Source organism: Paenibacillus ginsengarvi (assembly GCF_003626695.1).
Classification (GTDB): domain Bacteria; phylum Bacillota; class Bacilli; order Paenibacillales; family NBRC-103111; genus Paenibacillus_AB; species Paenibacillus_AB ginsengarvi.
The window spans coordinates 82,143-107,700 of sequence record NZ_RBAH01000002.1 but is presented as its reverse complement, the minus strand read 5'-3'; the positions used below and the strand labels follow the sequence as shown (position 1 = coordinate 107,700).

22 protein-coding genes are annotated in these 25,558 nt (G+C 52.9%); 7 read left to right on the top strand and 15 right to left on the bottom strand.

Going from position 1 to position 25,558, the window contains the following annotated elements; all coding sequences use genetic code 11:
* Positions 1-173: 173 nt before the first annotated feature.
* Positions 174-1,244 carry a LacI family DNA-binding transcriptional regulator gene (locus D7M11_RS03720; protein WP_193556096.1) on the bottom strand — a complete coding sequence of 357 codons (1,071 nt, stop codon included), beginning with the start codon at positions 1,242-1,244 and terminating at the stop codon, positions 174-176.
* A gap of 317 nt (positions 1,245-1,561) precedes the next feature.
* Here D7M11_RS03720 and D7M11_RS03715 point away from each other — a divergent pair, with 317 nt between their 5' ends.
* From D7M11_RS03715 to D7M11_RS03705, 3 genes are all read left to right on the top strand, one after another.
* Complete coding sequence (locus D7M11_RS03715; protein WP_120745822.1) at positions 1,562-2,896, top strand: ABC transporter substrate-binding protein; 1,335 nt, start codon at positions 1,562-1,564, stop codon at positions 2,894-2,896.
* Between the two features lie 46 nt (positions 2,897-2,942).
* Positions 2,943-4,922 carry a right-handed parallel beta-helix repeat-containing protein gene (locus D7M11_RS03710; RefSeq protein ID WP_158606412.1) on the top strand — a complete coding sequence of 660 codons (1,980 nt, stop codon included), beginning with the start codon at positions 2,943-2,945 and terminating at the stop codon, positions 4,920-4,922.
* A gap of 207 nt (positions 4,923-5,129) precedes the next feature.
* On the top strand, positions 5,130-5,456 hold the full coding sequence (locus D7M11_RS03705) for a YnfA family protein (RefSeq protein WP_120745820.1): 327 nt from the start codon (positions 5,130-5,132) through the stop codon (positions 5,454-5,456).
* 23 nt (positions 5,457-5,479) lie between these two features.
* On the opposite strand, the gene D7M11_RS03700 is transcribed toward D7M11_RS03705, so the two are convergent.
* The 6 genes from D7M11_RS03700 to D7M11_RS03675 are packed head-to-tail and all read right to left on the bottom strand — an operon-like array spanning position 5,480 to position 11,707.
* Positions 5,480-6,355 (bottom strand): sugar phosphate isomerase/epimerase family protein, encoded by an 876-nt coding sequence (locus tag D7M11_RS03700; RefSeq protein WP_120745819.1) that lies wholly within the window; start codon positions 6,353-6,355, stop codon positions 5,480-5,482.
* 23 nt (positions 6,356-6,378) lie between these two features.
* Positions 6,379-7,398 (bottom strand): Gfo/Idh/MocA family protein, encoded by a 1,020-nt coding sequence (locus D7M11_RS03695; RefSeq protein ID WP_120745818.1) that lies wholly within the window; start codon positions 7,396-7,398, stop codon positions 6,379-6,381.
* Between the two features lie 46 nt (positions 7,399-7,444).
* Positions 7,445-8,182, bottom strand: a complete 738-nt coding sequence (locus D7M11_RS03690) for a sugar phosphate isomerase/epimerase family protein (RefSeq protein ID WP_120745817.1) — start codon at positions 8,180-8,182, stop codon at positions 7,445-7,447.
* A gap of 24 nt (positions 8,183-8,206) precedes the next feature.
* A complete protein-coding gene (locus D7M11_RS03685) occupies positions 8,207-9,037 on the bottom strand; it encodes a hydroxypyruvate isomerase family protein (protein WP_120745816.1) in 831 nt (276 codons plus the stop codon).
* Positions 9,038-9,047: 10 nt separating this feature from the next.
* Entirely contained in the window at positions 9,048-10,316 is a 1,269-nt protein-coding gene (locus D7M11_RS03680; protein ID WP_158606411.1) for an ABC transporter substrate-binding protein, read from the bottom strand.
* 38 nt (positions 10,317-10,354) lie between these two features.
* A complete protein-coding gene (locus tag D7M11_RS03675) occupies positions 10,355-11,707 on the bottom strand; it encodes an LLM class flavin-dependent oxidoreductase (RefSeq protein ID WP_120745814.1) in 1,353 nt (450 codons plus the stop codon).
* 304 nt (positions 11,708-12,011) lie between these two features.
* Here D7M11_RS03675 and D7M11_RS03670 point away from each other — a divergent pair, with 304 nt between their 5' ends.
* Positions 12,012-12,917 (top strand): helix-turn-helix transcriptional regulator, encoded by a 906-nt coding sequence (locus D7M11_RS03670; protein ID WP_120745813.1) that lies wholly within the window; start codon positions 12,012-12,014, stop codon positions 12,915-12,917.
* 114 nt (positions 12,918-13,031) lie between these two features.
* On the opposite strand, the gene D7M11_RS03665 is transcribed toward D7M11_RS03670, so the two are convergent.
* Both D7M11_RS03665 and D7M11_RS03660 read right to left on the bottom strand, forming a co-directional pair.
* Positions 13,032-13,910 (bottom strand): sugar phosphate isomerase/epimerase family protein, encoded by an 879-nt coding sequence (locus D7M11_RS03665; protein ID WP_120745812.1) that lies wholly within the window; start codon positions 13,908-13,910, stop codon positions 13,032-13,034.
* A gap of 17 nt (positions 13,911-13,927) precedes the next feature.
* On the bottom strand, positions 13,928-15,241 hold the full coding sequence (locus D7M11_RS03660; protein WP_120745811.1) for an ABC transporter substrate-binding protein: 1,314 nt from the start codon (positions 15,239-15,241) through the stop codon (positions 13,928-13,930).
* A 226-nt stretch (positions 15,242-15,467) separates the two neighbouring features.
* Here D7M11_RS03660 and D7M11_RS03655 point away from each other — a divergent pair, with 226 nt between their 5' ends.
* Positions 15,468-16,283 (top strand): AraC family transcriptional regulator, encoded by an 816-nt coding sequence (locus D7M11_RS03655; protein WP_120745810.1) that lies wholly within the window; start codon positions 15,468-15,470, stop codon positions 16,281-16,283.
* An 89-nt stretch (positions 16,284-16,372) separates the two neighbouring features.
* Here the strand turns inward: D7M11_RS03655 and D7M11_RS03650 are convergent, their stop codons facing one another.
* The 4 genes from D7M11_RS03650 to D7M11_RS03635 form a co-directional block, all read right to left on the bottom strand.
* Positions 16,373-16,957: a histidine phosphatase family protein gene (locus tag D7M11_RS03650; RefSeq protein WP_120745809.1), complete on the bottom strand. Its 585-nt coding sequence runs from the start codon at positions 16,955-16,957 to the stop codon at positions 16,373-16,375.
* Between the two features lie 53 nt (positions 16,958-17,010).
* On the bottom strand, positions 17,011-18,429 hold the full coding sequence (locus D7M11_RS03645) for an MBL fold metallo-hydrolase (protein ID WP_120745808.1): 1,419 nt from the start codon (positions 18,427-18,429) through the stop codon (positions 17,011-17,013).
* 12 nt (positions 18,430-18,441) lie between these two features.
* Complete coding sequence (locus D7M11_RS03640) at positions 18,442-19,836, bottom strand: FAD-dependent oxidoreductase (protein WP_120745807.1); 1,395 nt, start codon at positions 19,834-19,836, stop codon at positions 18,442-18,444.
* A gap of 110 nt (positions 19,837-19,946) precedes the next feature.
* The gene (locus tag D7M11_RS03635; RefSeq protein ID WP_120745806.1) at positions 19,947-20,858 is read right to left on the bottom strand and encodes a LysR family transcriptional regulator; all 912 of its coding nucleotides are present in this window, start codon (positions 20,856-20,858) and stop codon (positions 19,947-19,949) included.
* A gap of 139 nt (positions 20,859-20,997) precedes the next feature.
* Here D7M11_RS03635 and D7M11_RS03630 point away from each other — a divergent pair, with 139 nt between their 5' ends.
* Complete coding sequence (locus D7M11_RS03630; protein ID WP_120745805.1) at positions 20,998-21,465, top strand: DinB family protein; 468 nt, start codon at positions 20,998-21,000, stop codon at positions 21,463-21,465.
* 134 nt (positions 21,466-21,599) lie between these two features.
* Here the strand turns inward: D7M11_RS03630 and D7M11_RS37885 are convergent, their stop codons facing one another.
* On the bottom strand, positions 21,600-22,670 hold the full coding sequence (locus tag D7M11_RS37885) for a CD3324 family protein (protein ID WP_338042468.1): 1,071 nt from the start codon (positions 22,668-22,670) through the stop codon (positions 21,600-21,602).
* Positions 22,671-22,952: 282 nt separating this feature from the next.
* Here D7M11_RS37885 and D7M11_RS03620 point away from each other — a divergent pair, with 282 nt between their 5' ends.
* Positions 22,953-24,527, top strand: coding sequence for a DUF5050 domain-containing protein (locus tag D7M11_RS03620; protein ID WP_158606410.1), 1,575 nt, complete (start codon positions 22,953-22,955; stop codon positions 24,525-24,527).
* A 59-nt stretch (positions 24,528-24,586) separates the two neighbouring features.
* Here the strand turns inward: D7M11_RS03620 and D7M11_RS03615 are convergent, their stop codons facing one another.
* Positions 24,587-25,504, bottom strand: coding sequence for an aminoglycoside phosphotransferase family protein (locus tag D7M11_RS03615; RefSeq protein WP_120745803.1), 918 nt, complete (start codon positions 25,502-25,504; stop codon positions 24,587-24,589).
* Positions 25,505-25,558: the final 54 nt, after the last annotated feature.

The window sequence follows — 25,558 nt, the reverse complement described above, 5'->3', positions numbered from 1 at the left end:
GATCAGATCGCCCTCATTCTAACACGATTTTTTTATGCCCAAATGAAAGGATTTTGTAAATAACGGCTCTCCTCCCTATAATCCTACTTAAGCCCTCCCGAACCGGACTAAACATCCGAGAGCGCAACTAGGAAAAAAGCGCAAAAAAACCGAAGTCGGTTAAGACTCCGGCACTAAAGCGACATGACCGTTTTGCCTGGTACAAAATCTCCTTGCAGCATGGTGTGCTCGTAAGGCGCGTTCGGGTTGGCGATCCGCCAAAGCATCCGTTCCGCAGCGCGGGCTCCCGCCTCGCGAATCCGCAGCTTCGGCCGCGACAGTTCCGGCCAGGACGGATTCGTTGTGTTTTCCAGACTAATCAGCGACAAATGCTCCGGGATCCGTATCCCGTTCTCCGCACAGGCCCGGTAAATCCAAGACAAGTGGTAATTGACGCCGCATAATACAGCCGTAATGTTCATCTTGCGCACCATGTACGCAAACTCGTCCATATTGCTGCGGCGATCCGTCGTCCGCACCCGAAGCATATGATCTTCCCGCGCAGCCGTAAGCCCGTATTCCCGCATCGTCATGACGAAGGCATCCCAGCGCAAGACGAACCCCCGCCACTCCTCCAAATAATCGCCAATATACAAAATGCGATGATGACCGTGCTGGACGAGATACTCCACGGACTGTCTGACCGCCGCTCCCACATCCCATATGACGCTATCCGCTCGCATGCCCGGCTTTACGAAATAAATCAGAATCTGCGGGACCGAATATTGAAGTATCGCCTCCAACGATTCCTTATCCAGCATCGGTGCCAGAAAGAGCCCATCGTAATGTTCAAGCTGATGAAGCCGGGCCCAGGCTTCAACCGACAGCTTACCTTCGGCTGGCAAAGCCAATTGCTCCACGGTATGTCCAAGCAAAGTCATTTTTTGTTGAAGCCCCTCGGCCAGCAGCGGATTCATCAAGTTTGCTTTGCTGCTGCGGGAAGGAAGAATCAATTTGAACCGGTACGGCTTGCTGCTATGCAGCGGAATTTGCTCAACCGTCTGTGCGCGCTCCTGTGCTTTGCTGGCATATCCCATCTGTTGGGCCATATAAAACAACCGGTGCCGCTCCTGCTCCGATACACCGGTCAATCCCCGCAGCGCCTTGGAGACCGTCTGGACCGATACCCCTGCCGCATCAGCAATATGTTGAAGTGTAATCGCCTTCTTCTTGCGCATCGACTGTTCTTCTCCTTTCGCGTTCACGGAACAGCGTCAAATGTAGCAATGGCACACTGACTTCTCAACATCGCATCGTTTATTTATTTAAAATAGTTTCTATATAAATTCTATATATTCTGCAAATAGAGTAGCATCGCCCTTTCCGGCTGTCAATCGTTTGATTCGCTCCGGTCGCGGGTTTCACCTTACTCCAAAGCCTTTTGTATTTTTAAAAATTCATTTTTTCAGCATATTTTAAACTAGAAATGACTTGTTGATTTCCCCTAAGATGGGCTTGTGCGAAAGCGTATACAATAAAAACAAAAAAGAGGGTGTTCATCTTGTCTTTCCCATCCCGTCCCATGCAGCTAATCTCGATCGCAACAACCATTGCCGTTCTGTCAGCCTGCGGCCAAAACGACGCACCGTTAGCAGGCTCGGCCGATCCGTCGTCCTCCCCGCCTCCTGCCGAATCTAAAGCGCCGCCCGCGCCCGTCAAGCTGCTCATGCTGCAGGACGGTGCAACGATTACCAAAGAGGAATTCCAGACATTGATCGCAGAACCGATTACCGCCAAATACCCGCACATTACGGTCGAGCTCACGGTCAACGGCAAGGGAGACGAGGGCGTACAGCAGTTGCTCGCCTCCGGCGACTTTCCCGATCTGATCTTCGGCACCTACCCGCGCATCACTAGTCACCGCGAGCTTCAAACGGTGGAAAACCTGAATCCGATGATTGAACGTAACAAGTTCGACCTGCAGCGCTTCGACCCGGGGGCTATCGCTACCGCCTGTGCCTATTCCGGAAGCGGCAACTTGTATGCGCTGCCATTCTCGCTCAATTTTACGGCAACCTTCTACAACAAAGAGATTTTCGATAAATTCGGACAGCCCTATCCGAAGGAAGGCATGACATGGGAGGATGCGCTAAATATCGCCAAAAGCGTATCCCGCACTTCAGACGGCGTTCAATACCGCGGCGCGTTCATTCAAGGCATCGGCGACGTCTCTTCTCAGCTTAGCCTGCCCCGCATCGATCAGGCTACCGGAAAAGCGAGCATAACTTCTCAAGAAGGCTGGAAGTCGCTTTTCGAGCTCTACAAGGCGTTCAACGACCTTCCGGGCAACAAAGACGCCTCCGCGGCGGCTACACTGAACAACGGCTTCCTCAAAGACCAGAATGTCGCCATGGCCATCAGTTATGACGCCCGCTTTGCCGCTCTGGAGAAGCTGTACGGCACTCCGCAGGATTTCGCCTGGGACGTCACTCAGTTTCCAAGCTTTAAAGAGAAGCCGAATGTGACCGTTGCCTCCTCCGGCCATTTCCTGATGTTGTCCTCGCTTGGCAAACACAAGGAAGAGGCGTTTCGGGTGATCGAGCTGCTGACCTCATCGGAAATTCAGCGAAAAATAACCGACTTTGGCCGCTATACCGCGCTTCAAGACCCTGCGATCAAAGAATTGTACGGCCATACGATGAAATCGATGCAGGGCAAAAACATTAAAGCGGTATTCAAAAGCCGATTTGCCGAACCTATCCCGCCGCATCCGAACAACGATCTGACGCTGCCGGCGATAAACGATGCGCTGACCCGCGTCGTGAGTAATGAAATCGACATCAATACCGGGCTGCGCCAAGCCGAAGAAGCGATCAACAAGGCGATTGCCGAGCGAACGGCAGGAAAAGGAAAATAAGAATCGCGTTAAACAATATCAAACTATACCCTGGGAGGCGTCAAAAATGTCCGATTATCGTCAACCCCCACTGGATGACCAACAAGCCGTGTTTACAGCCCAACCGTCCTTGTCCCCTGACACCGACGGGGCTTTCAACGCCCCGCCAAAGCTCAGCCGCCGCAAGCTGCTGGCGGGCTTCGGCGCAACCGGACTTGCCGCCACCTCCGTTATGCTGTGGAATGGCGAAAACGGCCGCAGCGTCTGGGCGGATGTGTACAACGACTCCTCCCGGAAAAAACATGGCGTTCCATTTGCATCCGGCTGCTGTTTCCTGACCACAATCAGCGACCTGCGCACGCTGGCATCACCGGATCCCGACATCGTCTATTATGTGACCGATCCCGGGCAGGAGGGCTTTTTCAGCTATGATCCGCTGGACAGCGCTTCGGCCGACAATACCGGCACGGTTCTCGTCTCCGGAGGCGGCGCGCGTTTCAAGCGCCATCTGTCCGACGTGCTCTCGGCCTCCTGGTTCGGGACCAAAGGCGACGGTGTCACCGTCAACACTGCGGCCTTTCAAGCGGCTCTCGATGCCGCCGCAGGCAAGACCTTGTATATTCCCAAGCAGCACGGGCCGTATTACTTGACCGGTCAACTGTATGTCGCAAGCAATACTACGATTGAACTCGAAAGCGGGGCGATTATTCAGGCGGTCGATACCCTTAGCCGATCTGCGCCTTACGAGCGTCTCCTTCGCTTGAAAATGGTGGAAAACGTCGTTATCCGCGGAAACGGGGCCACTTTGCGCATGAACAAGGCCGCCTATACGAGCGGCGAACAAGCCCACTGCGTCGACATCAGCGGATCGCGCAACGTAGTGATCGAGAACCTGAACTGCAATGACAGCGGCGGAGACGGTTTTTATGTTGGCGTTTATGAAGTGACCGCCGGCTACGGCGCTTGCAAAGATATTATCCTGCGAGACTGCTTAGCGGATAACAACCGGCGGCAAGGCTTGTCGGTCATTTCCGCGGACGGCCTGCTGGTGGAAAACTGCCGGTTTACGAATACGAAAGGCACCGCCCCGGAAGCGGGCGTCGATCTGGAGCCGAACGGCCAGAGCCAGCCGCTGCGCCGCATCCGTTTCAAGAACTGCTTGGCCGAAGGCAATGCCGGTCCCGGTTTTCTGACTGCGCTGCTCAAGCCGACCCGGCTGTCCCCGCTTATGGATGTGACATTCGAGGATTGTACGACACGAGGCAACCTTTACGGCTTTACGATCAATTCTGCGGGAGAAGGCGTCAACGCGCCGCAGGGAGAGTTTCGTTTGATCGATTGCATAGCGGAAGAAGCCCAATCCTCCGGATTTTGGGATATCGGGAACTCCTCCGACAGCTTGCGCCGTACCTATATTCGCTGCCGGGCAATCAACTGCCAGACGACCCAGGAGCCGGACAGCATTTATGGCTTCAGCGCTTCCTTCGTCGTCACTTGCGCCACCTCGAAACCCAGAGTTTCGATCGGCAATGTAGAGATGATCGACTGCCTGTCCATCGATACAAGGGCAATCCCGCTCGTCAAGCATGGCTTTGCACTGAAAAAGCGTTCTGCGCAAAAGATCAGCGATGTGCGGTTTTTCAACTGTACGACGATCGGCGGCAGCCAGAACACGTATCTGATCGATTCGGTGGCGGAGCGCGTCACCGCCGTCAACCATCCGCAGCCGCGCCAAACGGCCGCCGCTTCCGCTGCGGTGTCTTATAACTGGCTCGGAGCAGCCGTCACGAATCGGCCGGCTCCTGCAGATATCACGCTCACCCTGCCGGTTCCAAAGGCGGAGATCGCCTATACGTTTATCGTGGATGCCGCGCACCGGATGGCGCTGCAAGCCGCCGCTGCCGGCGATCTGCTGACACCGGTCGGCTCCCGTTCCTACATCGCCTGCTCTATCCCCGGCAGCACGATAACGTTGCGGGGACGTGCCGACCTGAAATGGGAAATCGTATCGGCTGTCGGCGACTGGTTTACCGACAGCGGCGTGTAGGCGCAAAGCAACCCGATACGTCGCGTGCAGGCAGCACGCATGAGGAAGCCGCCGGACGAAACGAACGGTATTTGTCCGGCCAGTTTCCGGGTGGAAGATTGGAGCTTAGTCAACCGCTAAAATCGACGCCCCATTGCCCGTTCATCCGCCGAGAGCTATAATTTTGCGTAGCGATTACGGAATATCGGGAAGGAGCGTCGTTTTCATTTGCTGTTTTCAATCATTATTTTTGTACTCGCCGGGCTAGCCGAGATTGGCGGAGGATATTTGGTATGGCTGTGGCTGAGAGAAGCGAAGCCCGTTTGGTACGGCATTCTTGGCAGCTTGATCCTGGTTCTGTACGGCATCATTCCGACCTTGCAAAACTTTCCGTCGTTCGGAAGAGTGTACGCGGCCTATGGAGGCGTCTTTATTATTCTCGCGGTATTGTGGGGATGGCTTGTCGACAAAAAAACGCCGGATCTGTACGACTGGATCGGTGCCGCCGTATGCCTGATCGGCGTGTCTATCATGCTGTGGGCGCCCAGAAGCTGACTGGCATCCAGACGCCCGGCAGCCTATACGAACTGCTCCAGATGACTTTTGGCCAGGAGCAGCCCTTTTTCGATGTTCGCGTCGCTATCCGACCAGATCGGATCTTCATGCTCGATGCTGATGATTCCGTCATAGCCGATATCGTGCAGCGCGCCGATAAATCGGTTCCAATCGACGTCCCCTTGCCCCGGGATACGATGCCTCCACCATTTGCAGGTCATCATCCCTTCCGTTCGCAGCACTCGAGGAAGCAATTCGGTATCTTTTGCTTGAACGAGCGCAATTTTGTCGCGAAAATCGTAAACCGCCTGCACATAGTCGATCCCCTGCCACACCAGATGGGACGGATCGAGATTGAGCCCGATTTTGTTCGACGGCAGCAGGTCAAATAGTTCGCGCCAGAGTGCCGGAGAAACGGCGATATTGTGCGCCTGCGGCCAGTATTCATACATCGGGCAGTTTTCGAACGCAAGCGTTACGTTACACGACTCGGCATAGTCGACGATTTCCGGAAAAACCTGTTCGATCAGCGGTACGTTTTCCTCGATTGTCAGTGAAGGGTCTCTGCCCGTAAAGGTGGAGACGACCGGAATGTCCAGGTGAACGGCTGCTCGCAGCAAACATTTGATGCTGTCCACGGCTAGTTTGCGCTGCTCCGTATCGGGAGACAAAAAGGGCAGCGCTCCGAACATAATGCCCGTAATCGGCATTTGGTACTTCTCCCGCAGCGAAAGCAGCTCCGAGCAGTTTTCCCCCTTAGCCCATTCGTTCCAATTCGCAAACGGATATTTCGGCCCGCCATGCAGCTCGATGCCCGAGAAGCCGTTTCGGTGCGCCCACTCGAACGTTTTCAGCAAATTCCAATGGTTGTAGCATGAATGGTAAAATCCGATTTTCACCGACTGCCCCTCCCCGTGATCCGTTAGTCCAAATGGACGATGTTGCCGGTTTTGGCCGATTCGAGCACGGCATGAGACAGCCTGAGCATATCCAGCCCTTGCCGGAAACCGACTGGAGCCGGTTTGCCTTCCCGGACCGCTTCTGCAAATATAGTGAACTGCTTGCTGAACAAATCCGGCTGCTCGACTGTTACCGTAGCCGTACTGCTGCCTTCGTACAATTCGAAGGATACAGTCGAGCGGCCAAACGAATTAAACGGCCCTTCGGCCCCGCCTTTCGGTCCATAGATGCGGTCCGGCCTGCCGCGGATCGGGCTTTTTTTCGCCAAGCCCCACGAAACGTTCATCGTTCCGATATCGCCCGACTCGTACTCCACCGTAATGACAGCCGTGTCGACCGCCAGCTCCTCGAAATGGGCGATTTCCGGACGGTCCTTGCCCAAGATGCGTCCGCTCGCATATACCTTTTTCGGCTTCGAGCCGAATACGGTCTGCCACATTAGAAAGTAATGGCAGCAAGCGTCCACGACAGGCCCTTGGTTCCCTCTCGCGTCGTGCATGGCGATTTTCGGCCGCACCTCCTGCATCAGATCCGAGCTGAATACAAGCGGAGAACCGAAGCGGCCTTCGTCCGCCCACTGCCGGACCAAACCGACGCCTTCGGAAAAGTTGCGCTGGAAGCCGATGCCGAACCGGACTCCGGCTAACTCGACCGCCCGCTGCATGTCTTCGGCCGCCTCCCGCGACGAGGCGAGCGGCTTCTCGCAAAAAATATGTTTGCCCCTGCCGGCAGCATACACCGTTACAGGCGCGTGCAGGACGAGCGGCAGGCAGACGGAGACGATGTCCACCTGCGGGTCGTCGATCGCTTCCTTGTAATCGCCGTATACGGCTCCGACGTTGTATCGAAGCGCCAATTTGTCGGCTCTGATCTTATCCGTATCAGTTACCGATACGACGTGATGTCCGGCGGAAATCCATCCTCTGACATGGTTGCCCCCCATGTCCCCTGCGCCTATAACCGCAATTTTGAATCTGTCCATGACAGCCTCCGTTTCTTTGGGCACGTTTGTTCGTGCGTCAATATCGCTATAAGCCGAAGTGGTCGCGCAAGTACGTACGGCTGATGCCGGCGCTGACGCTCGGGTCTTGGTCAGTGTCGTCCTGCTCCACGGTCCACCACGGCAAATTCAAAGCGGCTGCGCGCCGAAGCGCATTCGGCAGTTCGACTTCCCCGCGGCCAAGCTCCTTCCAGTTGCCATCAGAGGTCGCATCTTTGACGTGAATGTAACGAATATACGGCGCATACCGGTCGAGGAACTGCGCCGGATCGCGGCCGGCCCTCCAGATCCATGCCAAGTCGGCTGCCAGCGGCACTCCGTATACTCCGGTCAGATCGTCAAAAAACGGAGCGTGCTCGAATTCCCAAGCGTGGTTGTGGTAGCAAAAAACGACATTGCGTTTCGCGCACGTCTGCGCCATAGTTCCGGCAAGCTCGAACCAGCGGTCGTATTCCTTTTGTTTGCCGAAGCTTACGAGCAAAAATTCGGCGCCCAGCTTGTTCATATTATCCAGTAATGCGTCGATATCGATAGAACCGTTCGCTTGCGGATCGAACTGTTTCAAGTTCGCATGCAAGCCGGCAAGCTTCAGCGGCGTCGATGACAAATACGTTTGCAGCTTGTCCATGTCGTCAAGCAGCGAGATGCGGCTTTCCACGCCCACATACCCGCAGCTCCACGCCTTATCGAAAATGGACGGATACGTCGTATGAAGCTGTTCCAAACCCCATAGTCTTGCCTGAATCGCAATCTGCGGCGAACTCATGACGAAACCTGCACCTCCTTCTGTTTATCGGTAGTTCTCATCGATCGGATCTTGTCCGTCGATCTGTTCGGGATATGCGTCGGAAAGACGCCGAAATACGTCCCTGTAGTCGCCGGACGGCTTATATTCAAGCCCGACGAAGCCGTCGTAGCCGGTATCCGCAACCGCTTCGAGAAAAGCGGGAACGTCGATTTCGCCGCCGATCGGCTCGGTACGCCCCGGCACCTTGGCGAGATGGTAATAGCCAATAAGGCCGGATCGCTCGCGAATCGTGCGGACGATAGGTTCGCCCATGACCTGCATATGGTACGCGTCGTACAGCAGCTTCACGTTCGGGCTTCCGGTTTGTTCAACGATCCGGAACCCTTCCGCTGAAGTATCGCAATAAACGCCTTTATGGTCGATTTTGCTGTTCAGCGGCTCGATCAGTGCCGTTACTCCGGCTTCCTCCAGTATCGGAGCGATCGATCGCAGCGAGCGGACGGCTTCCTCCCGATGTTTCTCGACGCTCCAGTCGCGGATCATGTTACCGGACACCATGACCAAGTTGCGGCACGACAACTCGCGCGCATAAGCGGTCGCCGTCTCGACATCCTTCATAAGCCGATCCCGGTCTTCGGGGAGAATCAGCACCGGACGCGCGCCCGCAGCCGCCCCGGTCGTGCCGCCCAAGCAACTCACGGCAAGAGGCTCCGCTTTTTGCAGCTCCGCGGCGGCAGGCAGCTCGACGTTTCTCCATACGAATTCGCATCCGCGGAATCCGCTGCGTCTAGCGGCTCTCCACCGATCGTGAAACGGCACCCCGGGACCGAAATTCATTTCCAAATGGGCGGCAAATCGGATCAATTCCTTCAACTCCGTTCCGTTATTTCTGCTTCTTCGTTTTTTCTTCCTGAACTTTGAGATTAATCTGCTCCTCGGCCTCGCGCAGCGCCGTGTTGATATCTTTTTTCCCGTCCGCTATATCGTTAAACGCTTGATTCAGTATGGGAGAGGCAACGTAATCGTAAGGCTCGATCACTTTGACAGCGGCTTTCCCGGAGAAGTCCGCCTGCACGTTTTTGCCTGTCGAGCTGGCCGTGTTCGTCCCGTACAGCTTCTGGATTTCCGGCAAGCTGGAGCCTACGACAAGCGCCGCATCGCGGGCAATCGCCGATTGCACCTCGTCCGAATAATACAGCGCGATCACCTGAAAGGCCGCATCTTTATTTTTGCTCGTCGCCGCGATCGACAGCATCGATCCGAGCAGGTCGGGCACAAGCTTGTTATCGAAGGTCGGCGCCACCACATAGTCCCAGTCGAGCCCTGCGACCGGATTGCGAAGCAGCCAGGACGAATTGTTCAGCAGCATCGCCGTATTCTGATTTTTGGAGAACAGATCTCGGGCGTTGGCTGTCGTCCGGTTTCCGGGAATCTCGTAGATCGCCTTCCAGGTGGCGGCGAGTTTTTGCCAGTCCGGCGTCGATAGCTGCGGCTTGTCGTCTTTACCGAAAACCGGGAGCTGAAGCTGCGACTTCAGGTTGCCGTAACCCGCCGGGTTCAGTCCATAGTAGCTCACGCCGTTCTCCGTCCGGGTCAGCTTCCGGGCCAGCGCGATAATGTCCTCCCAGCTCATGCCGTCCTTCGGATAAGGAGCATTGAATTTGTTGAAAAGGTCTTTATTGTACAGCAAAATTTTAACGCTGCGATCGCCGGGCAGAGCGTAAATCTCACCCTTCGGGCCATACGCCTTGATACTGTCGATCAATGTCGGGTCGAGCTTGGACAAATCGAATTTGTACGTTTTGATCATCTCGGTCAGATCGTACTGCAGGTTGACGTCGATAATCGGCCGCAAATTTCCGTTCGGAAGCAATAGATCCGGTATATCGCCGGAAGCGATTCGCTCCTCCAAAGTCGGTTTTTCGTCCAAATACTGTAAAGTAATGTACGGCAGCTTCGCCTTGATCACCGGCTCCATATATTTCGTGAATACCTCTTTATAGGCGGCAGACAGCTGCGCGTTAAGCGTGACCGGGGCTGGCTCAGATTTCGCATCGGCTGCGGCGGGCGAGCCGTTCTTTTGATCCGAGCAGCCCGCGGCCGTCAGAAGCAGCGGCAGCAGCGTACCGAATATCACATATCGTTTGTCCAAAGGTAACGCCCTCCTGTTTGTTAGTCGTAAGCTGCTATTCATGTGCGGTTGCGCCCGGCAGGCCACGGCAGGCCCAAATGCTCGCGAAGTGTCGAGCCATCGTATTCGGTTCGAAACAGTCCGCGATTTTGCAACTCCGGAACGACAAGTTCCGTAAATTTATCCAGGCCGTCCGGTAAATACGGCGGCATGATGTTGAAGCCGTCGCAAGCTTCCTGCCGGAACCATTCCTCCATAAAGTCGGCCACCTGCACCGGAGTGCCGACGACTTTGCGGTGCAGTCGACTGCCGCCGTAAAATCGCCCGAGCTGCCTGAGCGTCGGCGAATCGGAACGCGTCAGCTTCGCAACGAGCTGAAGCCGGCTCTGCATCCCGGACACTTCGCTTAATTCCGGAACCGGTCCGTCGAGCGGATGAACGGACAGATCGTAATTGATCTGATCGGACAATATCGCAAGTCCAGCCACCGGATCGGCAAACTCCGCAAGCATCGCCTCCGTCTCCCGGGCCTCCGCTTCGGTTGCGGCTACGATCGGCATCATCCCCGGCATCACTTTGATGGCATCCGGAGAACGGCCGTATGAAGCGGCTCCCGCTTTCATATCCGCATAAAACGATCGCGCTCCATCCAGCGTCGGCTGGGCGGAGAAAATCACTTCGGCGGTTCCGGCTGCAAAGTCGCGCCCAGCTTCGGACGCACCGGCTTGAATGAGCACCGGCCGCCCTTGCGGGGAGCCGGGCACGTCCAGCGGGCCGCGAACATGAAAATGCTTGCCGCGGTGATGCAGGTAATGCACCTTGTCCGCTTCCGCGTATACGCCCGCCTGCTTGTCGAAAACGAACGCATCGTTCTCCCAGCTGTCCCACAGCCCGCCGGCCACCTCGACAAATTCGCGGGCCCGCTCGTATCGGGCGTCGTGATCGGGGAGACGCTCGCCGCCGAAGTTGCGGGCTTCGCCATCGCTCGTGGACGTTACGATGTTCCACGCCGATCTCCCTCCGCTCAGCAGATCGAGCGATGCGAACTGGCGCGCCACGTGAAAAGGCTCAGTGAAGCTCGTCGACACGGTGGCCGCAAGCCCGATCCGCTCCGTCACCCCGGACAAAGCGGCGATCAGCGTGAAAGGGTCGAGTTTGGTGCAGTGCAGAGCCGTTACCGTCGCTCGGAAGCTGTCGCCGTATCGGTCCGGTAAACCGTACCGGTCGGAGAAAAATACCACGTCCAGCTTGGCCCGCTCCGCCGTTCTGGCGAGCTGCCGGTAATACTCCAGGCGGAAAAATCGATCCGTCGGCGTCGAAGGATGACGCCAGGCGCTTGCGTAATGTCCGGCTGCATCGAGGAAGACGCCCAAGCGCATTTCCTCCGGTTTTCTTCCTTGGCTTGAAGTCATACTGAGCCTCCTGTAAAAGTGGATACAAAAAAGACATAGGCTCGCCGGTTCGGCGGTTCTATGTCCCATTGGAATGGTCGACATTCGGTATTCGGATGTTGTTGGCATCCTTGATGCCAGATTAAATCCAACAAATTCACTATGTTTTATCGGATATATAGACTATAACAGGTTGCCACGGCAGGAGTCCATATCATATTGTGTCAATCTTGATTTGTCATTTTGTGATCTTTTGGAGCAACAAAACATGACTTGTCCTCTTAGCCCCTCGTCCCTTATACTTTCTTGCAAGGGAGGGATGGACATGCATCCGGTACACGCCGCGATACGGGAAGAACCCGTCGAGCTGCAAGATGAGCCTATCGAATATGTGGAACGATACTTTTTCACCCCTTCCGCGATCGAGAAGATGAACGCCATATGGCCGATCAGGCTTGGGCAAAACATAGCCAAACCGCATTATCACGTTGGTCCTCGTACGACACCTTACTATAGTCTGCACTTCGTTCTCGAAGGTGAAGGCACCTACACCCAAGGCGGCGTCAGTTATCCTCTGAGCCGTAACGATATGTTTTGCCTGTTTCCGCACTGCCTGCACGAATACTTCACCGATTCAGAAAAGCCGCTGAAGCTGGTCTGGATTGCCTTCGACGGCAAAAAAGCGCTGCCCGTTCTGGAACGGCTGCATATTCGTCCCGACGTCCCCTATGCACGAAACGTCGTTCGTCCGGAGGTTCGGCTGCGGCTGGGCGCATTTTTCCGTTTCGTTCAAACGAAAGGCCGCGACGCGTCGGATTTGACCAAGCTTGCACATTTGTTCGACGTTTTCGGGGCTCTCGCCGATTCGGCGGCAAAAACGGATAAACCTGCCTCTGCAAGCACAGACAGCTGGCTGCAAAAGGGCGCCGAATATTTGGAGATGCATTACGCCGAAGGCATAACGATCGAAAAAGCAGCTTCCTTCGCAGGCGTCGACCGCGCCCATTTCAGCCGCACATTTCGCTCGGTTTACGGAACGTCTCCGAGCAGCTACGTGCTGCAATTGAAGATGGCGGCGGCTCGGGAAATGCTCGCGCGAAGCTCCTGGACATTGACGGAGATCGCCCTTTCCGTCGGATATCCGGACTTGTTTTCCTTCTCCAAGGCGTTCAAAAAGTATAGCGGCATGTCTCCCGGCGAATATCGCAAATCGCTGCCGGAACACGACTAGAGCACTCAAAGCTTCACTTTACTGGAATCGGGGCCTGAAAAAGAGAAAAACCGCGATATACGCGGCTTTCTAAGAGTACATATTCTCTCCTTACCCTATCCCAGGCGCTTTCTACTACTTCGCAAGCGTTAGACAATACAAGCCGATGTCGTACCCTATTTTCGCCAAAGGGTCCTTGAGCGCTTCGGGCAAGCGGTTAAATTCCTTGTGCGTTTCGTAGGTAAAATCGCCCTCGTAACCGATCTCGATAAGCACCGGCATGATCGAATGCCAGTCCACGCTGCCGTGAAACGGAAACATATGCTCATCCGACTTGCCGTAATTGTCGTTTACATGAGTCGCCTTCAGTCGTTTGCCGAGCGTGCGCAGTGCCGGGCGCTGATCCTTGTACAGGAAATTGGCGTGGCCGAAATCCCAGCATGCGCCTACCCGGGCATCGCCCCAGATGTCGATCATTTGTACAAGCTCGGCTGCGTGGCTGGCAAACCGCCGCTTGGACGACTCGCCTTCGATCATATTTTCAAAGGCGATCCCGACATTATGCTTGACAGCCAGCTCGACGATCGGCGCGAAGTGCTCCACATTGTCCTTGATACAGGCATCGACGTCCAATGCGGTTGTCTCTCGATCCTCCTGAGGGTGAACGACCGCCCATTTTACGCCGAGGATGGAGCTGGCAATGATGGACCTGCGCATCATTTCGTTGTAAACCTCCAGCCTCTCGGGCGGCTGACGATTTACATGCCCAGGCAAAAACACGGGATGCGATTGGGTAAAATCGACGCCAAGCCGTTCGGCTTCCTCCCGCAGCTCGTGCATCAACGCTTCCCAGTTGTCGCGGACCAGATCGGTTTGGCCCGTCAGCGCCCGGCAAAAGTTAATGTCCAGCACATCATAGCCAACTGCCTTCAGCCTTCTCATAGCCTCCTTATACGGCGTGTAGCCCCCGGATAAAGTCAGGCTGAACGTCCCTGTCGTCGTTGAAAGTCTCATCGTTTTTTCCTCCTCTATTATTTCTGAGTGGCGACCGCCTGATTAATCTCATAATCCAATTCTCTCAAGATGGTATGCACATCGTCCGATCGGTTCATGTAATCGTTAAACTTGGTATTGGTCAGCGGCTCGGCAATTTCTCTGTACAAGTAGACTGGGTATTTGACCGGGTTGCCCTTCACAATGCCGGCAACGTTTTTATTTTGCAAGGAAGGATCCCCCTGGCCGAACGCTTTCTTCACGGCCTCGTTCTTGAGCGGCGAGATGCGGCCGGACTTGGAAACGTTCATCTGCACTTCATCGGATGTCAGGACCTCCATCACCTGAAGCACTTGCTCCATATGTTTGGTTGTCGGAACGGCTCCGATCATATACACGGTCGAATTTCCGTAAATATTCGGCTTATCCGCATAAAACGGATGCTGGACGACATCCCATTTGAACCCGTCCTTCTCCGCCTCTTTCAGCTGCGAGAATTTGCTCGTTTCATTCAGCATAGCAATCGTCCGTTCCTTCGTAAACCCGTTTAATCCGTTCTTCTTCGAATCTTTCGACGGTTCGTTGCCGGGAATCGAATAAATCTGCTTCCCGAGCTCGAATACGCGTCTCCAGCTTTCGCTTGAGGTTACCGCTTTCTCTGTCTTGGGATCGATATAGACGAGTCCGAGAGGCTGAGCCATTCTCACGATACTCCCGAAATCCCAGCCGCGGTACTGAACGCCGTTTTCGTTCCGAGTCACTTTCTTGGCGAGCTCCACAGCATCCTCCATCGTCATGCCGTCCTTCGGATAAGGGGCGCCGAATTTATCGAAAATATCTTTGTTGTAATACAAGGCGTGAAACGCCGTTTCAATCGGCAAGCCGTATAGTTCGCCTTTCTCCGTAACGGCATACTGAATATCGTCCAGAAAGTTTTGCTCAAACCGCTTCAAATCCACTTGATGACTTTGCAGCAGCGGCTTCATATCCATGTTGATGGCCCGCTCCTTCAGTCCCGGCATGTTGCCGTTAAACGAGATGTAGAGATCCGGTACTTCGCCGGACGCGATGAGCTGGTCGTATGCCTTAAAGTTGCTGGCCTCGAAAAACTCGAACGAAATATGCGGGTACTTCTTCGTGACCGGCTCGATATACAGCTGCTTGAACTCCTCGTTGATCGGCAAATGGACGGCAAACTTGAGTGTAACGGGAGTCGTATCCGCAGCCTTGGCGGATGCCGGCTTCGAGGCGCCATCCCCGTTCTGGCCCGTTCCGTCCTTGCTGCAGCCGCCGAATACCGCAGCCCCTATCATCGACATACCCAGCAACAGCGTCATCTTCTTGTTAATCATTCCGTAATGCCTCCCTTTGATCGGTTGATGAAATAAAGTTTCTCCCTATGACCACTCCAATGGCATTTAAAGTATAGCAACTCAAGCTGCTTTTTCTGTTAACTGGCGGTAAAGATATTGTAAAACCGTATTTTTATTTCATTAGAACAAAAAGTTAATCTCTTTAACATACAGTATTTTATCATTTGTGATATAATTTATTTCATCAGAGGAGGCGAGCTTCGACATGGACGCGCATTGCTTGTGGGACCGGCAGCTGCTGTTGGATTATCACTTTTATTTCGAACGCAAAGAACAATTTGAAATGCAGGCGGATACGTATCCGGTGTGGGTCCTGTTTGCCGTTGAAATGGGGAAATTCCGCTACCGGATTGATGGGGAAAGCGGTGAGGCAAGCGCCGGAGAGCTTATTTTTTGCCCGCCGGGCAGCACGTTTCATCGTGAAATGGTGCAACCGCTTGGACTTCATTATATCGGCTTCAACTTCGCCGGAAGCGGACCGTTCGAGTCGAAGCAGGCGCTGCCTACCGTAAAGTCCCATCCGACGGATGGCAAGCGGCTTTTTTCGAATCTCGCCTATATGCGCAAGCTTCATCTCGCCGGCGATGCCCGCAGTTTCCACCGCAAACAGATGATGCTTAACGATCTATGGCAGCTTGCGTGCGAGGATTGGGAGGACGGGGATCTGAAGGATCAGCTTGAGGATCTCCCCGTTTCGGAAGACGAGTTGATGAACCGGGCGACGGAATGGCTCTACCGCCATGCCTATGCCCCGTTCGGCATGAACGACCTTTCCGGCCAGCTTGGCCTTAGCCCCGTCCAGTTTACGCGCCGTTTCCGCAAAGCGTTCCGCCTCACGCCGTCGGAGTTCGTCAAGTCCTTGCGCGTCCGCAAAGCAGCCGAGCTGCTGCTGGATACCGACATGACGCTGGATCAGATCGCCGACCGATGCGGCTATGAGAACGGTTTTTATTTAAGTCTTGTATTTGCCAAAAGCATGGGGATGCGGCCTTCCAAATACCGCGAGATGAACCGGGTATAGCGGCCCGTTAAACCACGCAGCCAAGTAAAAAGAACCGGTCTCCTGCTAATCTGCATGAGAACCGGCTCTTTCTGCTGTTAGAAACACCGTCATGTATGATCCGGTAAATGCTTGGTGCAATCGTACAGCAAATAGCCCCACTTCTCGCCGTCATGGGCGATTGTCGTGACGGAAGTATTGCGCAATTCGCTGCCTGTCGACTCGTCCTGCATCAATTCCTTCAAAGTCTGCCCAAGGAAATAGCCGTGAGTGACGACAAGCACCCTCTTACCGGCATAACGCGAAGCTATATCCTGAATAAAGCCGATTCCGCGCGCACGCATGGACTCATGGGTTTCCTGGGCCATATCCAGCTGTTTCCAGTTTTTCCCCCAACGCGCTACCCGTTCCTCTTCCGTCGTATCGGCGATCTTCCCTCGGTCCATCTCGCGCAGCCGCGGATCGAACTCATCAACCGGCCTGCCGATCGCAGCAGCTACGATGTCCGCCGTTTCCCGTGCCCTTCTCAGGTCGCTGGAGAGGAATACGTCCCACTGTTCTTCGGAGAGACGCCTTGCAACGAGCTGTGCCTGCGCTCGTCCCTCTTCGTTCAGCGGGTTTTGCGTATGCCCTTGCGCCCGCTTTTCGATATTGTGATTGGTAACACCGTGTCTGACAAAAGTGATCACTGCCATAATAGGTCGGCTCCTTCCACTTTCACTATGAATGCCTTTGCTTCAAGTCGGCTTTAGGATCGGTTTCCGGCTTGGATGGCCGATGCAAGAATGGACGACACCGTCACCGTCTCTCCTTTTTCGGGATGATACGCGTAACTCCCTCTTGTTTGCTGCGACCCCGGATGGCGGCTGTGCAACGTAATGACCGCCCTCGGCGCAATGTCCTCGATCATACCCGCGATCGCTTCGGGATGCGCGTGTCCGCCGTTGCATAAGGAATGACCTGTAATTCCGAACGTTTTCAAATATTTCATCACATCCGGGTGATCGAGCTTGACGCTGTAATCGGACTGAATGAAATGCGAGCGCCCTTGCCAATCTCCCAGCGTTTCCAATTCAATCATATGGGCAAGATCGGGAAACTTGAAAAAATACACGTACTGATTTTTACACGCGGCTACTTCCTCTAGCGATATCGTCTCGTATGGCATGGACATGCCGCTTGGCACAGTGGCGTCGATAACCCGGATATTTGCGCCAAGTGCGGGATGCCCTTCCAAAATACGCAGCCCTTCACGATTGGCGCCATGCCAAATAAGGGCGTGGGACGCCTCCATGACGATTTTCCGCCCGTTCTCGTTTGCAAGGGCAATCATATTCGCCATGCGTTCCAAATCGCGGGGCGACATTTGTAAGTATACGAGTCCCTCCGACTTTTTCACCATATCGGAATACCTGGACAGCAGTTCGTCTTCCGTCATCTGACGGGAAATCTCGGCGGACGGATCGGCCGCAAGACGCGTACCCTCCGTGATCAGCAGGTCCACCCGTTTCTCGCGGCAAAGCCGAATGAACCGGTCGATTTTCTCCGGATGTTTGCCGTGACGACGCCAATCCCCCGTATAGGCGATTGTGTGGACGCCGTCGTCGATCAAAATACCCGCCGCCCCCGTCGCATTATGGTCCATCTCGATGATCTGCATCGTAAATTCGCCGAAATCGACAACGCTTAGATCGTCACAAGCCTGAATACGCGCTGCGGTATCCGGAGTGTGGCCTCCCGTTACCATGCCCCGGTATAAGGAATAGGTATCATGGTTCAAATAAACGGGAAGATCCGGATTCGCATAAGGCAGAACGGCGTTATGGTCCGTGTGCATATGTCCGATGAACAGGCTAATCTGCTCGTAAGCAGGAAATTCACGGTCGCCCCAAACATGGCGCACCTTCTGCGTATCCAACCCCTTGATCAACTCCGGGTCGTACAGCTGAAGCAGCGGGGCCGTCATTCCGCCCAGCAGAAATTGCCGCAGCTCCCTGCCGGGCGTAGCTCCTACCGGCTCATACAGCGTCAACTGTTTGGGGAACAGCAAGCTGCTGTGCTCTACGCCAAAATCGAACAGCAGACCTTGCTTCCCTTTTCCGAATAGGACCTGTACGCCTCCAGACTTCCCCACCCCGCCGAAAAAAGTCAATTGCCCTTCGTACATCACGATATCCTCCTAATCTACAGTTTCGTCTAAAGAGAGGATTGCCCCATGCTCCCGCAGTTTTTGTCTGATCGCCTGTACATCCACGTCTTCGGGGGCTATATTTTGCTTCGCCGCTATAGCGGCTCCGATGCCCACGCCTTCGCCTACGGCCATACAGGTAGGCATCACTCTGGAAGAACCAAACACAACCGGGTCCACACTGATGCACCGGCCGCTTAACATGAGCCGTTTGATGTCTTTGGAAATCGTCGCCCCGTACGTGATTCCATAAGGACCGGCAAGCGATTTGATAATGGTGGAATCGCCCGAACCGCTGTGGATATCGATAATATAAGATCCAAGCGCGATCGTGTCTTCGGGAATGACTCCATGAACAGCAGCCTCTTCGCCTATCATTTGCAAACCTTTGATCCGGCGAGTTTCCCGAATGCCCAAAAATGGCGCTATGGAGGACAAATAAATATGCTCAAAGCCGGGGATATGCTCCTTCAGCATCTGAATGAGCGGGAGAATTTGCAGGTGAGACTCGACCTCGCCCCGGCTCAGCTCCTCGATTTTGGTGCCGTCGAAGTTCAGGATGCGAATGCAGTTTAAAGCGATATAGCCTTCTCTCGGCAAATTGATATAAATAATCGTATCGCGATCAATCGGGCATTTTCCTTCTTGTCTCAGCTTGGAAATCGTATTTTTTAAGCCGACGAACACATGATTCTCGCTGGCCCGTAAAAATTCCGCCGTGTATCCGGGACGTATTTTCATGGATGAGCCGTGCTTTAACTCTTCCGGGTGATCCTCCAGGAAATTCATGAATCGCTGCAGATCGAAGCCGCCGGCTGTGAACATCAAGGTAGGAGGCTGCGTTTCGCCGTTTGCGTACTGCCCTTTTTCAAATTCGGCTCCCGCCATAAACGCAACGTCGCCATCGCCCGTCGCATCGACGAATACGTCGGCGAACAGTTCGATTTCTCTGCCCTTACCCTTCACAATAACAGATTTCAGCTCGCCGTTTTCGACGGTCGTTCCAATAATCTCGCAATGGAGCAGAGGACGAACGCCATATTTTTTTATTTTCTCGAAAAGCACGATCTTCATGATGTTCGGGTCAATGACGGTCGTGGAATTATGCAAGGGACATTCCCGGTGGCCGAACGATGCGTCCAATTCGATCAACCGGTCCACAATCTCTTGGGGCAAGCCTCCTGTCACCTGTCGGCCTTGAGCATCCAGAAAAGCTAGCAATGGCAAACCTATCGTCATATTTCCGCCTACAAAGCCCTGCCGGTCGACCAGAATCGTCTCTGCGCCTTCGCGCGCCGCCGCTATCGCCGCGCCAATTCCCCCGGCGCCGCCGCCAAGGACGAGCACCTGTGTTCTGATTTGTTCTCTCTTGGAATAATCCTGCATGCCGCGCCTTCTTTCTTTTTTCTTATCAAACTTTATTTCATTATATAGAGGCGATCAGAACGCGAACATACAGGATTATTTCATAACGCATATAATTTGTTTCACTTTAGCTATCCGAGTGAGCGTGCGGAATGCTTCTCGACCCTTTGAACGAAAGACTGCAATTCACCGATAAATACTTTCGCCGCCTGCCCCATAAATTTGTCCTTCCGATGGATGATGCAAATATCTTGGCTAAGTGAGGGATTCAGCAGCGTAACCGCCATGATGCTATCACGGTTCAAATAATCTAGCAGCAGCCGCGGTAGAATGGATGCGCCGATTCCCTGCTCGACCAATGAGAGAAGCGTCGACAACGTGGAGGTGACGATCGGATTGTAGATGGGTATCCCTTTTTCCTGGCAGCGGGCATGGAACAGCTTCGTAATCTGGTGTTCCGGACCGAACAAAACGAGCTTCAACTGCTGAATCTGATCGAAGGAGATCGTTTTGGACTTCGCAAGAGGATCCTCCGCATGGATCGCTAAAGCAAACTCCTCATGGAATAAAGGGATAACCGAGAGGCGATCATCCGGATTCGAAGGTACGGTCGTCACGCCAAGATCCCTTCTCCCCTCCATCACTTGCTCGTACACATCCATCGTTTCCGTTACGCTGATGGATAGATTCGGATAGGCGAGATGAAAATCGGTCAACAGCGCATCGAACAGCAAATCGCCGTCACCCGGGAGTATGGCCATGTCCAGCGTGCCGCCTTCCAATTGTTTAAGATCCGTTATCGCTCGCTTGATGTGGTCGATCCGTTCAAAAATGAGCTGACTTTGCTCCAGCAAAAGCTTGCCTGCATCCGTCAGCGCGATTCGTTTGCCGATGCGATCGAACAGCGGCAGCCCGAGTTCGTTCTCCAAAAACTTGATCTGCTGGCTCAAATTCGATTGTGTGGTGTTAAGGTTCTCGGCAGCCCTCGAAAAATGCATTTCCTTGCATACGGCGGAAAAATACTCAAGTTGTCTCAGCTCCATTACACCAATTCCTCCACTCCATCATTAGTAAAACCGATCGATAACATCGGATTTTCGTAATTGTTGCTTCCAGGTAAGAAAGATATATTGGGAATGTAAGACGAAAGGTTACAAACCACTTATCGGGAGGCGTTCCATTATGACAGCACAATCGATTATTCATACGGGTAACGTATTGCGTCAGATCGTTATCGGGCACATTAAAGGCGTTGGTGAAGCTCAACTCGATGTACAGCCTGCTGGCTTTAATAATACCATTCGCTGGAATGTCGGTCACATCGTTTATTGGATGGACCAATATGCATCGCTTTCGTTCGGCTTTTCTTCCGCCATTCCGGCGTATTATGAATCATTGTTTAACTCCGGCACCAAGCCGTCGGAGTGGACGATCGCACCGCCGACGAAGGAGGAGCTGGTTCAACACTTATCTGCACAGCTTTCGCGATTCGGCGAGCTTACGGCCGAAATGCTGGAGAAACGTCTCGAATCGCCATTTGAAATGGGCCCGTTTCAATTTGCTACGGCCGGCCAGCTGTTCAACTTCGCGTTGATGCACGAAGCCATTCACCTTGGGGTTATATCGAGTCAGATCAAGCTGATTCCTTGAAGCAGCGGCGGCAGGCCGCGCTGGTTCAAACCAAATATTAGGTTTTGAGATGTCATAGGCTATAAAAATTCAGATATTTGTGCACAAAACTAAGAAAGAGCCGCCGGCACATTTCCGGCAGCTCCTCTTATGGTTCATTGTAATTCGGCATTATGCTGATACAAAATCCCTCTTATTCGTTCCTCGCTCAAAAAATACATTTCCGCCAGCTCCGCTACGCATATGCCATCCATATATTGACGGTAAATCTCCTTATTTCTGCGTTCTATTTCGGCGCGAGTGCCGCTCTTTTTTCCCCATCCCGTTCTCTCGGTTTGAGGGATGTATAAGTGCTCGCCTCGCACATATTTTTGAATTTCTCGAATCAAGCTTTCGGGCAGCACGTCGCGTGCGTTTTTGTATTTACTCATGTCCCGTTTCGAGCATTTTGGCCAGCCGAAGTAGTGACTGTTGATTTGATCGAAACCTTCCCGGACCATAAGTGTAAACGTATCGACTTCCTTCAGAGACATAAGCGAGTTAACGTCGTGCAAGTCCAATTGCTTCATCGACCATAAGGCTCCTTGCAAAAATCTCCGTTTTTCCGCGCGAAGGAGTTCGAATTTGGGTCTAAAATGAACGTTAAAGGCGGACCCCAAAAGCCTATCTTTCGATTTCTCTATGACCTTGTAATAAGCGACTGCGATTATTTCGTTTTCTGCGTTTCTCATCGTCAACATCACGTTACTGGGCTTGACCGTTCGAAACTGGAATCTGAATATATACGCATTGGTTATGCTACCATCGTCCAATAGCATCCGATGCACTTCATCCAAGCTCAGCGATTCTGTGTGAATGGATTCGGTATTCAACTGCTCGGGAGGATTCCATTCGCTCAATAGAAGTCTAGCCGAAACGCGTACATAAGGATCGATGTTTTGAAACCCAAGACGATCCAGCCAAGCAATTTCTTGATTATAAATTTGACCGAATTCCGTGGATACAAAATAAGTAAGCCGTTTCCCCCCGCTTTCGATTACGTACTGCGCACACCTATCGAGTAACTCGGTTAGAACTAGCTGGGGATTCGGCTCATCAATAAAGTACATCAAATGCCCATCTTTACCACGAAGTTCGACGCTGATAAAAGCGACAATCATAGATTCTGTTTCTGCGACAAATCCTTTAAGGTTTGGCCCCGTTTCCCGATCGTCTGGAAAAAACAAGCTCCGGACTCGCTCCGGACTACGGGGAAAAGCTTGTATGTCCCTATTTGCCATTAGGCGGCATATGCGTTCAAAGTCATCCTCCGGTCTGAGCTCCCTCACCGAATACCTAGACTGTAACTCCAATCCATTCACTCCTTTGGTTTAGGATGATTTTATTATGCGAAAGAATAAAGACGAGGGAAATCTTATATTTTTTTATAATAATAGTCGAACACAAGCGAAATAGAAACTTTTCCCATCTCCTCGCGTTTAATCTCAATGAGAGGAGATGACCGTACGATGCGAAACAAATGGATGGGATATACGCTCGTATTTTCATTATGCATGAGCTTGTTGGCCCCTGCCGCACGCAGTCAAGCCGCAGAGAAGAGCGTAATGGTTACGCTTCCGGATTTTCAGGTGAGCCTGAACGGGCACAAGGTGGAAAATCAATACCGCGACTACCCGCTGCTCGTTTATAACGGGATCACCTACTTCCCAATGACGTGGTACGATAGCAGGCTGCTCGGTTTGGAGTCGACCTGGTCGCAAGCTGAAGGCTTGATTATTAAGCAGAGTCCGGTAACCTCCTCCTACATGCCGAGCCTATCCGACCGTCGAAATGCGTCCGTCTACACGGCAGAGATTCCCGACACGGCCGTCGCGATCAACGGCGGCACGATCGACAACGCCAAAGAAGAGCATCCTCTGTTAAGCTTTCGCGATGTTACCTATTTCCCGCTAACCTGGCGCTTCGCACACGACCAATTCGGGTGGGACTACGAGTGGGGCAACTCGGCCGGGCTTACGATTCGGTCGCACAACCCGCAACTTCTGACCCTCGACATGCCTGCAGATACGAGCGTGAATGACGTTGCTTTGTACAAGGGGTATTATTACTACGCTGTAACGAACGAAAACGAAATGACATTCCACGTGTATCGGGCTCCGATGCAGCAGCCAAACGATAAAGAAGAGATTTATTCGTATACCCTAAGTAGCCGGTACGGGCTATCGGGGGGCTTATCTTTTCAAATCCGCGACAACACCTTGTGGTTCTCTTATCATATTGGAGGGGCCACCATGGGTCACGACGAATATGTGAGAATCGGCGATGACGGCAAGGCGGAACTGATGCATGTAGGGTATTTGAACTTCCGGGAAACTCCATATGGCACATTGATCATCAATTACGGGGTTCCACCTCGCAGCGGCAACCTGTATTTGTCGCCTCCGGGGGAGGAGAGCACCATTCGCAAGGCGGTTGGCGATCCAAGCCTGATGTTTGGCTGGCACGTCACGTACGGCAGCGGCTTCGGGGCTGGTCACGATAGCTCCTCCCCTGCTATTATCGGCGATGATGCTTATGTACTCGGCTCGCGTGGGCAAACCGATCCGAATAAAATTTACAAAATCAATCTAAAGACTGGGGAATCCGGCAAAGTCGTAGACGCCGAAGTAAGCCGTTTTCGCATCCTTGACAGTATGCTTTATTATGTCAAAGATGCCGACAAAGCGCTGTACGCTTCCGAGTTGGACGGAACAGGCGAAATGCTGCTGTCAGACTTTGCCGTAACCTGGTTTGATAGCGCGGAAGGCAATGTATTTTACACAACCCCAAGCTCCGAGCTGTATTGGGCCAATCCGGATGGAGAAGATGTGCTCGCGTGGGGAACTCCGGTCGTCAGCGTTCAGGTGCTGCAAGATCGGTTACTGTGCCGATTAGGCGAAAACGACCGTTACGGCGCTGTACTTCTGGACAGCTCAAGCGGCTTGCTGCTGGCAGTGGCCGATCCGATCTCTCGCGTGCTCGCGTCTGACGACGGCGTTCTGCTCCAATCCGCCCGGGATTCCTCGGTTATGCTCATTAAGTGAAAGTAGGCATTACAGTTAATAGGGCCGCCTTAGGGCGGCTTATTCGTTTTGCCGATAGCTTATGTAAGTTGTTCTACTGTTTCCTTGAAATATGCCAATGTGTTTTCAAATCGAGGGGTGTTCGCGTAGAAGTTCAAAAAATCCAGACCGATCCATACATGAAAGGTAAGTTCCAAAGCATGGAACACGTTAATCGAGCCTTCGGTTGAGTAATGCTCCAAAAACGTATTTCTATATAATTCATATTCTTTTTGGCTGATCTTAAACTTCATCCAATAAGTCAATCTGGATATGTCCGCTATCCAATTATAGGACATGGCGTCATCCCAATCTATTAGAGTCAGACTGCCTTCTTCGCCGATAATTACATTTTTTGTAGATAAATCGCCATGACATAATACGGATGGCAGGTTTTCGCATAGTCGAAGTCCAGCGATAGCCGGTTTTTTTAACTGTACCAGGCAGTTTTCATCGAATACTTTCTTGTTAATCAATGCATTCGCGATTTCATCATATTTATCTTCCATGAACTCGATAAATGATTCGTACCCTGCTATACCACTGCCGATATAGCCGAAGTTTTCTATGCGTATTCGATGGATTTTCGATACCAGCAACGCTAATTTTTTATAAAACTCCTTCCCCGATTTGTCATCGAATGCAACCTGATCCGCGGTTACTCCTGGCAAACATTCCTCAAGCAAAAATCCGGTATGAAAGCACGGATCGGTTCTGTCAAACGCAATGATCCTTGCACAGTCAATATGACTTTCCATTAGTTTTTTATGGATAAACACGAGTTTCCCGTCTTCCGGCCAAGTTCTTTGTTTATATATTTTAAAAATGTAAGACTTGTTATTTACAATAACTTTGTAGACTGAATTATTTGGTACGTTTTCCATTTTACTTATTTCATCTACTCTGGAATTGAGCAATACCTCCACTTTGTTTCTTATGTGATCGAAACGTTCCTTCATATTAACCCTTCACCTCTCCTAATTTGGGATTATAGAATGAACCAAGGTTGTCCA

What these genes read in the sequence shown, in the direction of transcription:
- D7M11_RS03715 (WP_120745822.1), top strand. Translation starts at nt 1,562, where the DNA reads ATGCAGCTAATCTCGATCGCAACAACCATTGCCGTTCTGTCAGCCTGC.
- D7M11_RS03710 (WP_158606412.1), top strand. Translation starts at nt 2,943, where the DNA reads ATGTCCGATTATCGTCAACCCCCACTGGATGACCAACAAGCCGTGTTT.
- D7M11_RS03695 (WP_120745818.1), bottom strand. Translation starts at nt 7,398, where the DNA reads ATGGACAGATTCAAAATTGCGGTTATAGGCGCAGGGGACATGGGGGGC.
- D7M11_RS03690 (WP_120745817.1), bottom strand. Translation starts at nt 8,182, where the DNA reads ATGAGTTCGCCGCAGATTGCGATTCAGGCAAGACTATGGGGTTTGGAA.
- D7M11_RS03675 (WP_120745814.1), bottom strand. Translation starts at nt 11,707, where the DNA reads ATGACTTCAAGCCAAGGAAGAAAACCGGAGGAAATGCGCTTGGGCGTC.
- D7M11_RS03670 (WP_120745813.1), top strand. Translation starts at nt 12,012, where the DNA reads ATGCATCCGGTACACGCCGCGATACGGGAAGAACCCGTCGAGCTGCAA.
- D7M11_RS03665 (WP_120745812.1), bottom strand. Translation starts at nt 13,910, where the DNA reads ATGAGACTTTCAACGACGACAGGGACGTTCAGCCTGACTTTATCCGGG.
- D7M11_RS03660 (WP_120745811.1), bottom strand. Translation starts at nt 15,241, where the DNA reads ATGATTAACAAGAAGATGACGCTGTTGCTGGGTATGTCGATGATAGGG.
- D7M11_RS03655 (WP_120745810.1), top strand. Translation starts at nt 15,468, where the DNA reads ATGGACGCGCATTGCTTGTGGGACCGGCAGCTGCTGTTGGATTATCAC.
- D7M11_RS03650 (WP_120745809.1), bottom strand. Translation starts at nt 16,957, where the DNA reads ATGGCAGTGATCACTTTTGTCAGACACGGTGTTACCAATCACAATATC.
- D7M11_RS03645 (WP_120745808.1), bottom strand. Translation starts at nt 18,429, where the DNA reads ATGTACGAAGGGCAATTGACTTTTTTCGGCGGGGTGGGGAAGTCTGGA.
- D7M11_RS03640 (WP_120745807.1), bottom strand. Translation starts at nt 19,836, where the DNA reads ATGCAGGATTATTCCAAGAGAGAACAAATCAGAACACAGGTGCTCGTC.
- D7M11_RS03635 (WP_120745806.1), bottom strand. Translation starts at nt 20,858, where the DNA reads ATGGAGCTGAGACAACTTGAGTATTTTTCCGCCGTATGCAAGGAAATG.
- D7M11_RS03630 (WP_120745805.1), top strand. Translation starts at nt 20,998, where the DNA reads ATGACAGCACAATCGATTATTCATACGGGTAACGTATTGCGTCAGATC.
- D7M11_RS03620 (WP_158606410.1), top strand. Translation starts at nt 22,953, where the DNA reads ATGCGAAACAAATGGATGGGATATACGCTCGTATTTTCATTATGCATG.
- D7M11_RS03615 (WP_120745803.1), bottom strand. Translation starts at nt 25,504, where the DNA reads ATGAAGGAACGTTTCGATCACATAAGAAACAAAGTGGAGGTATTGCTC.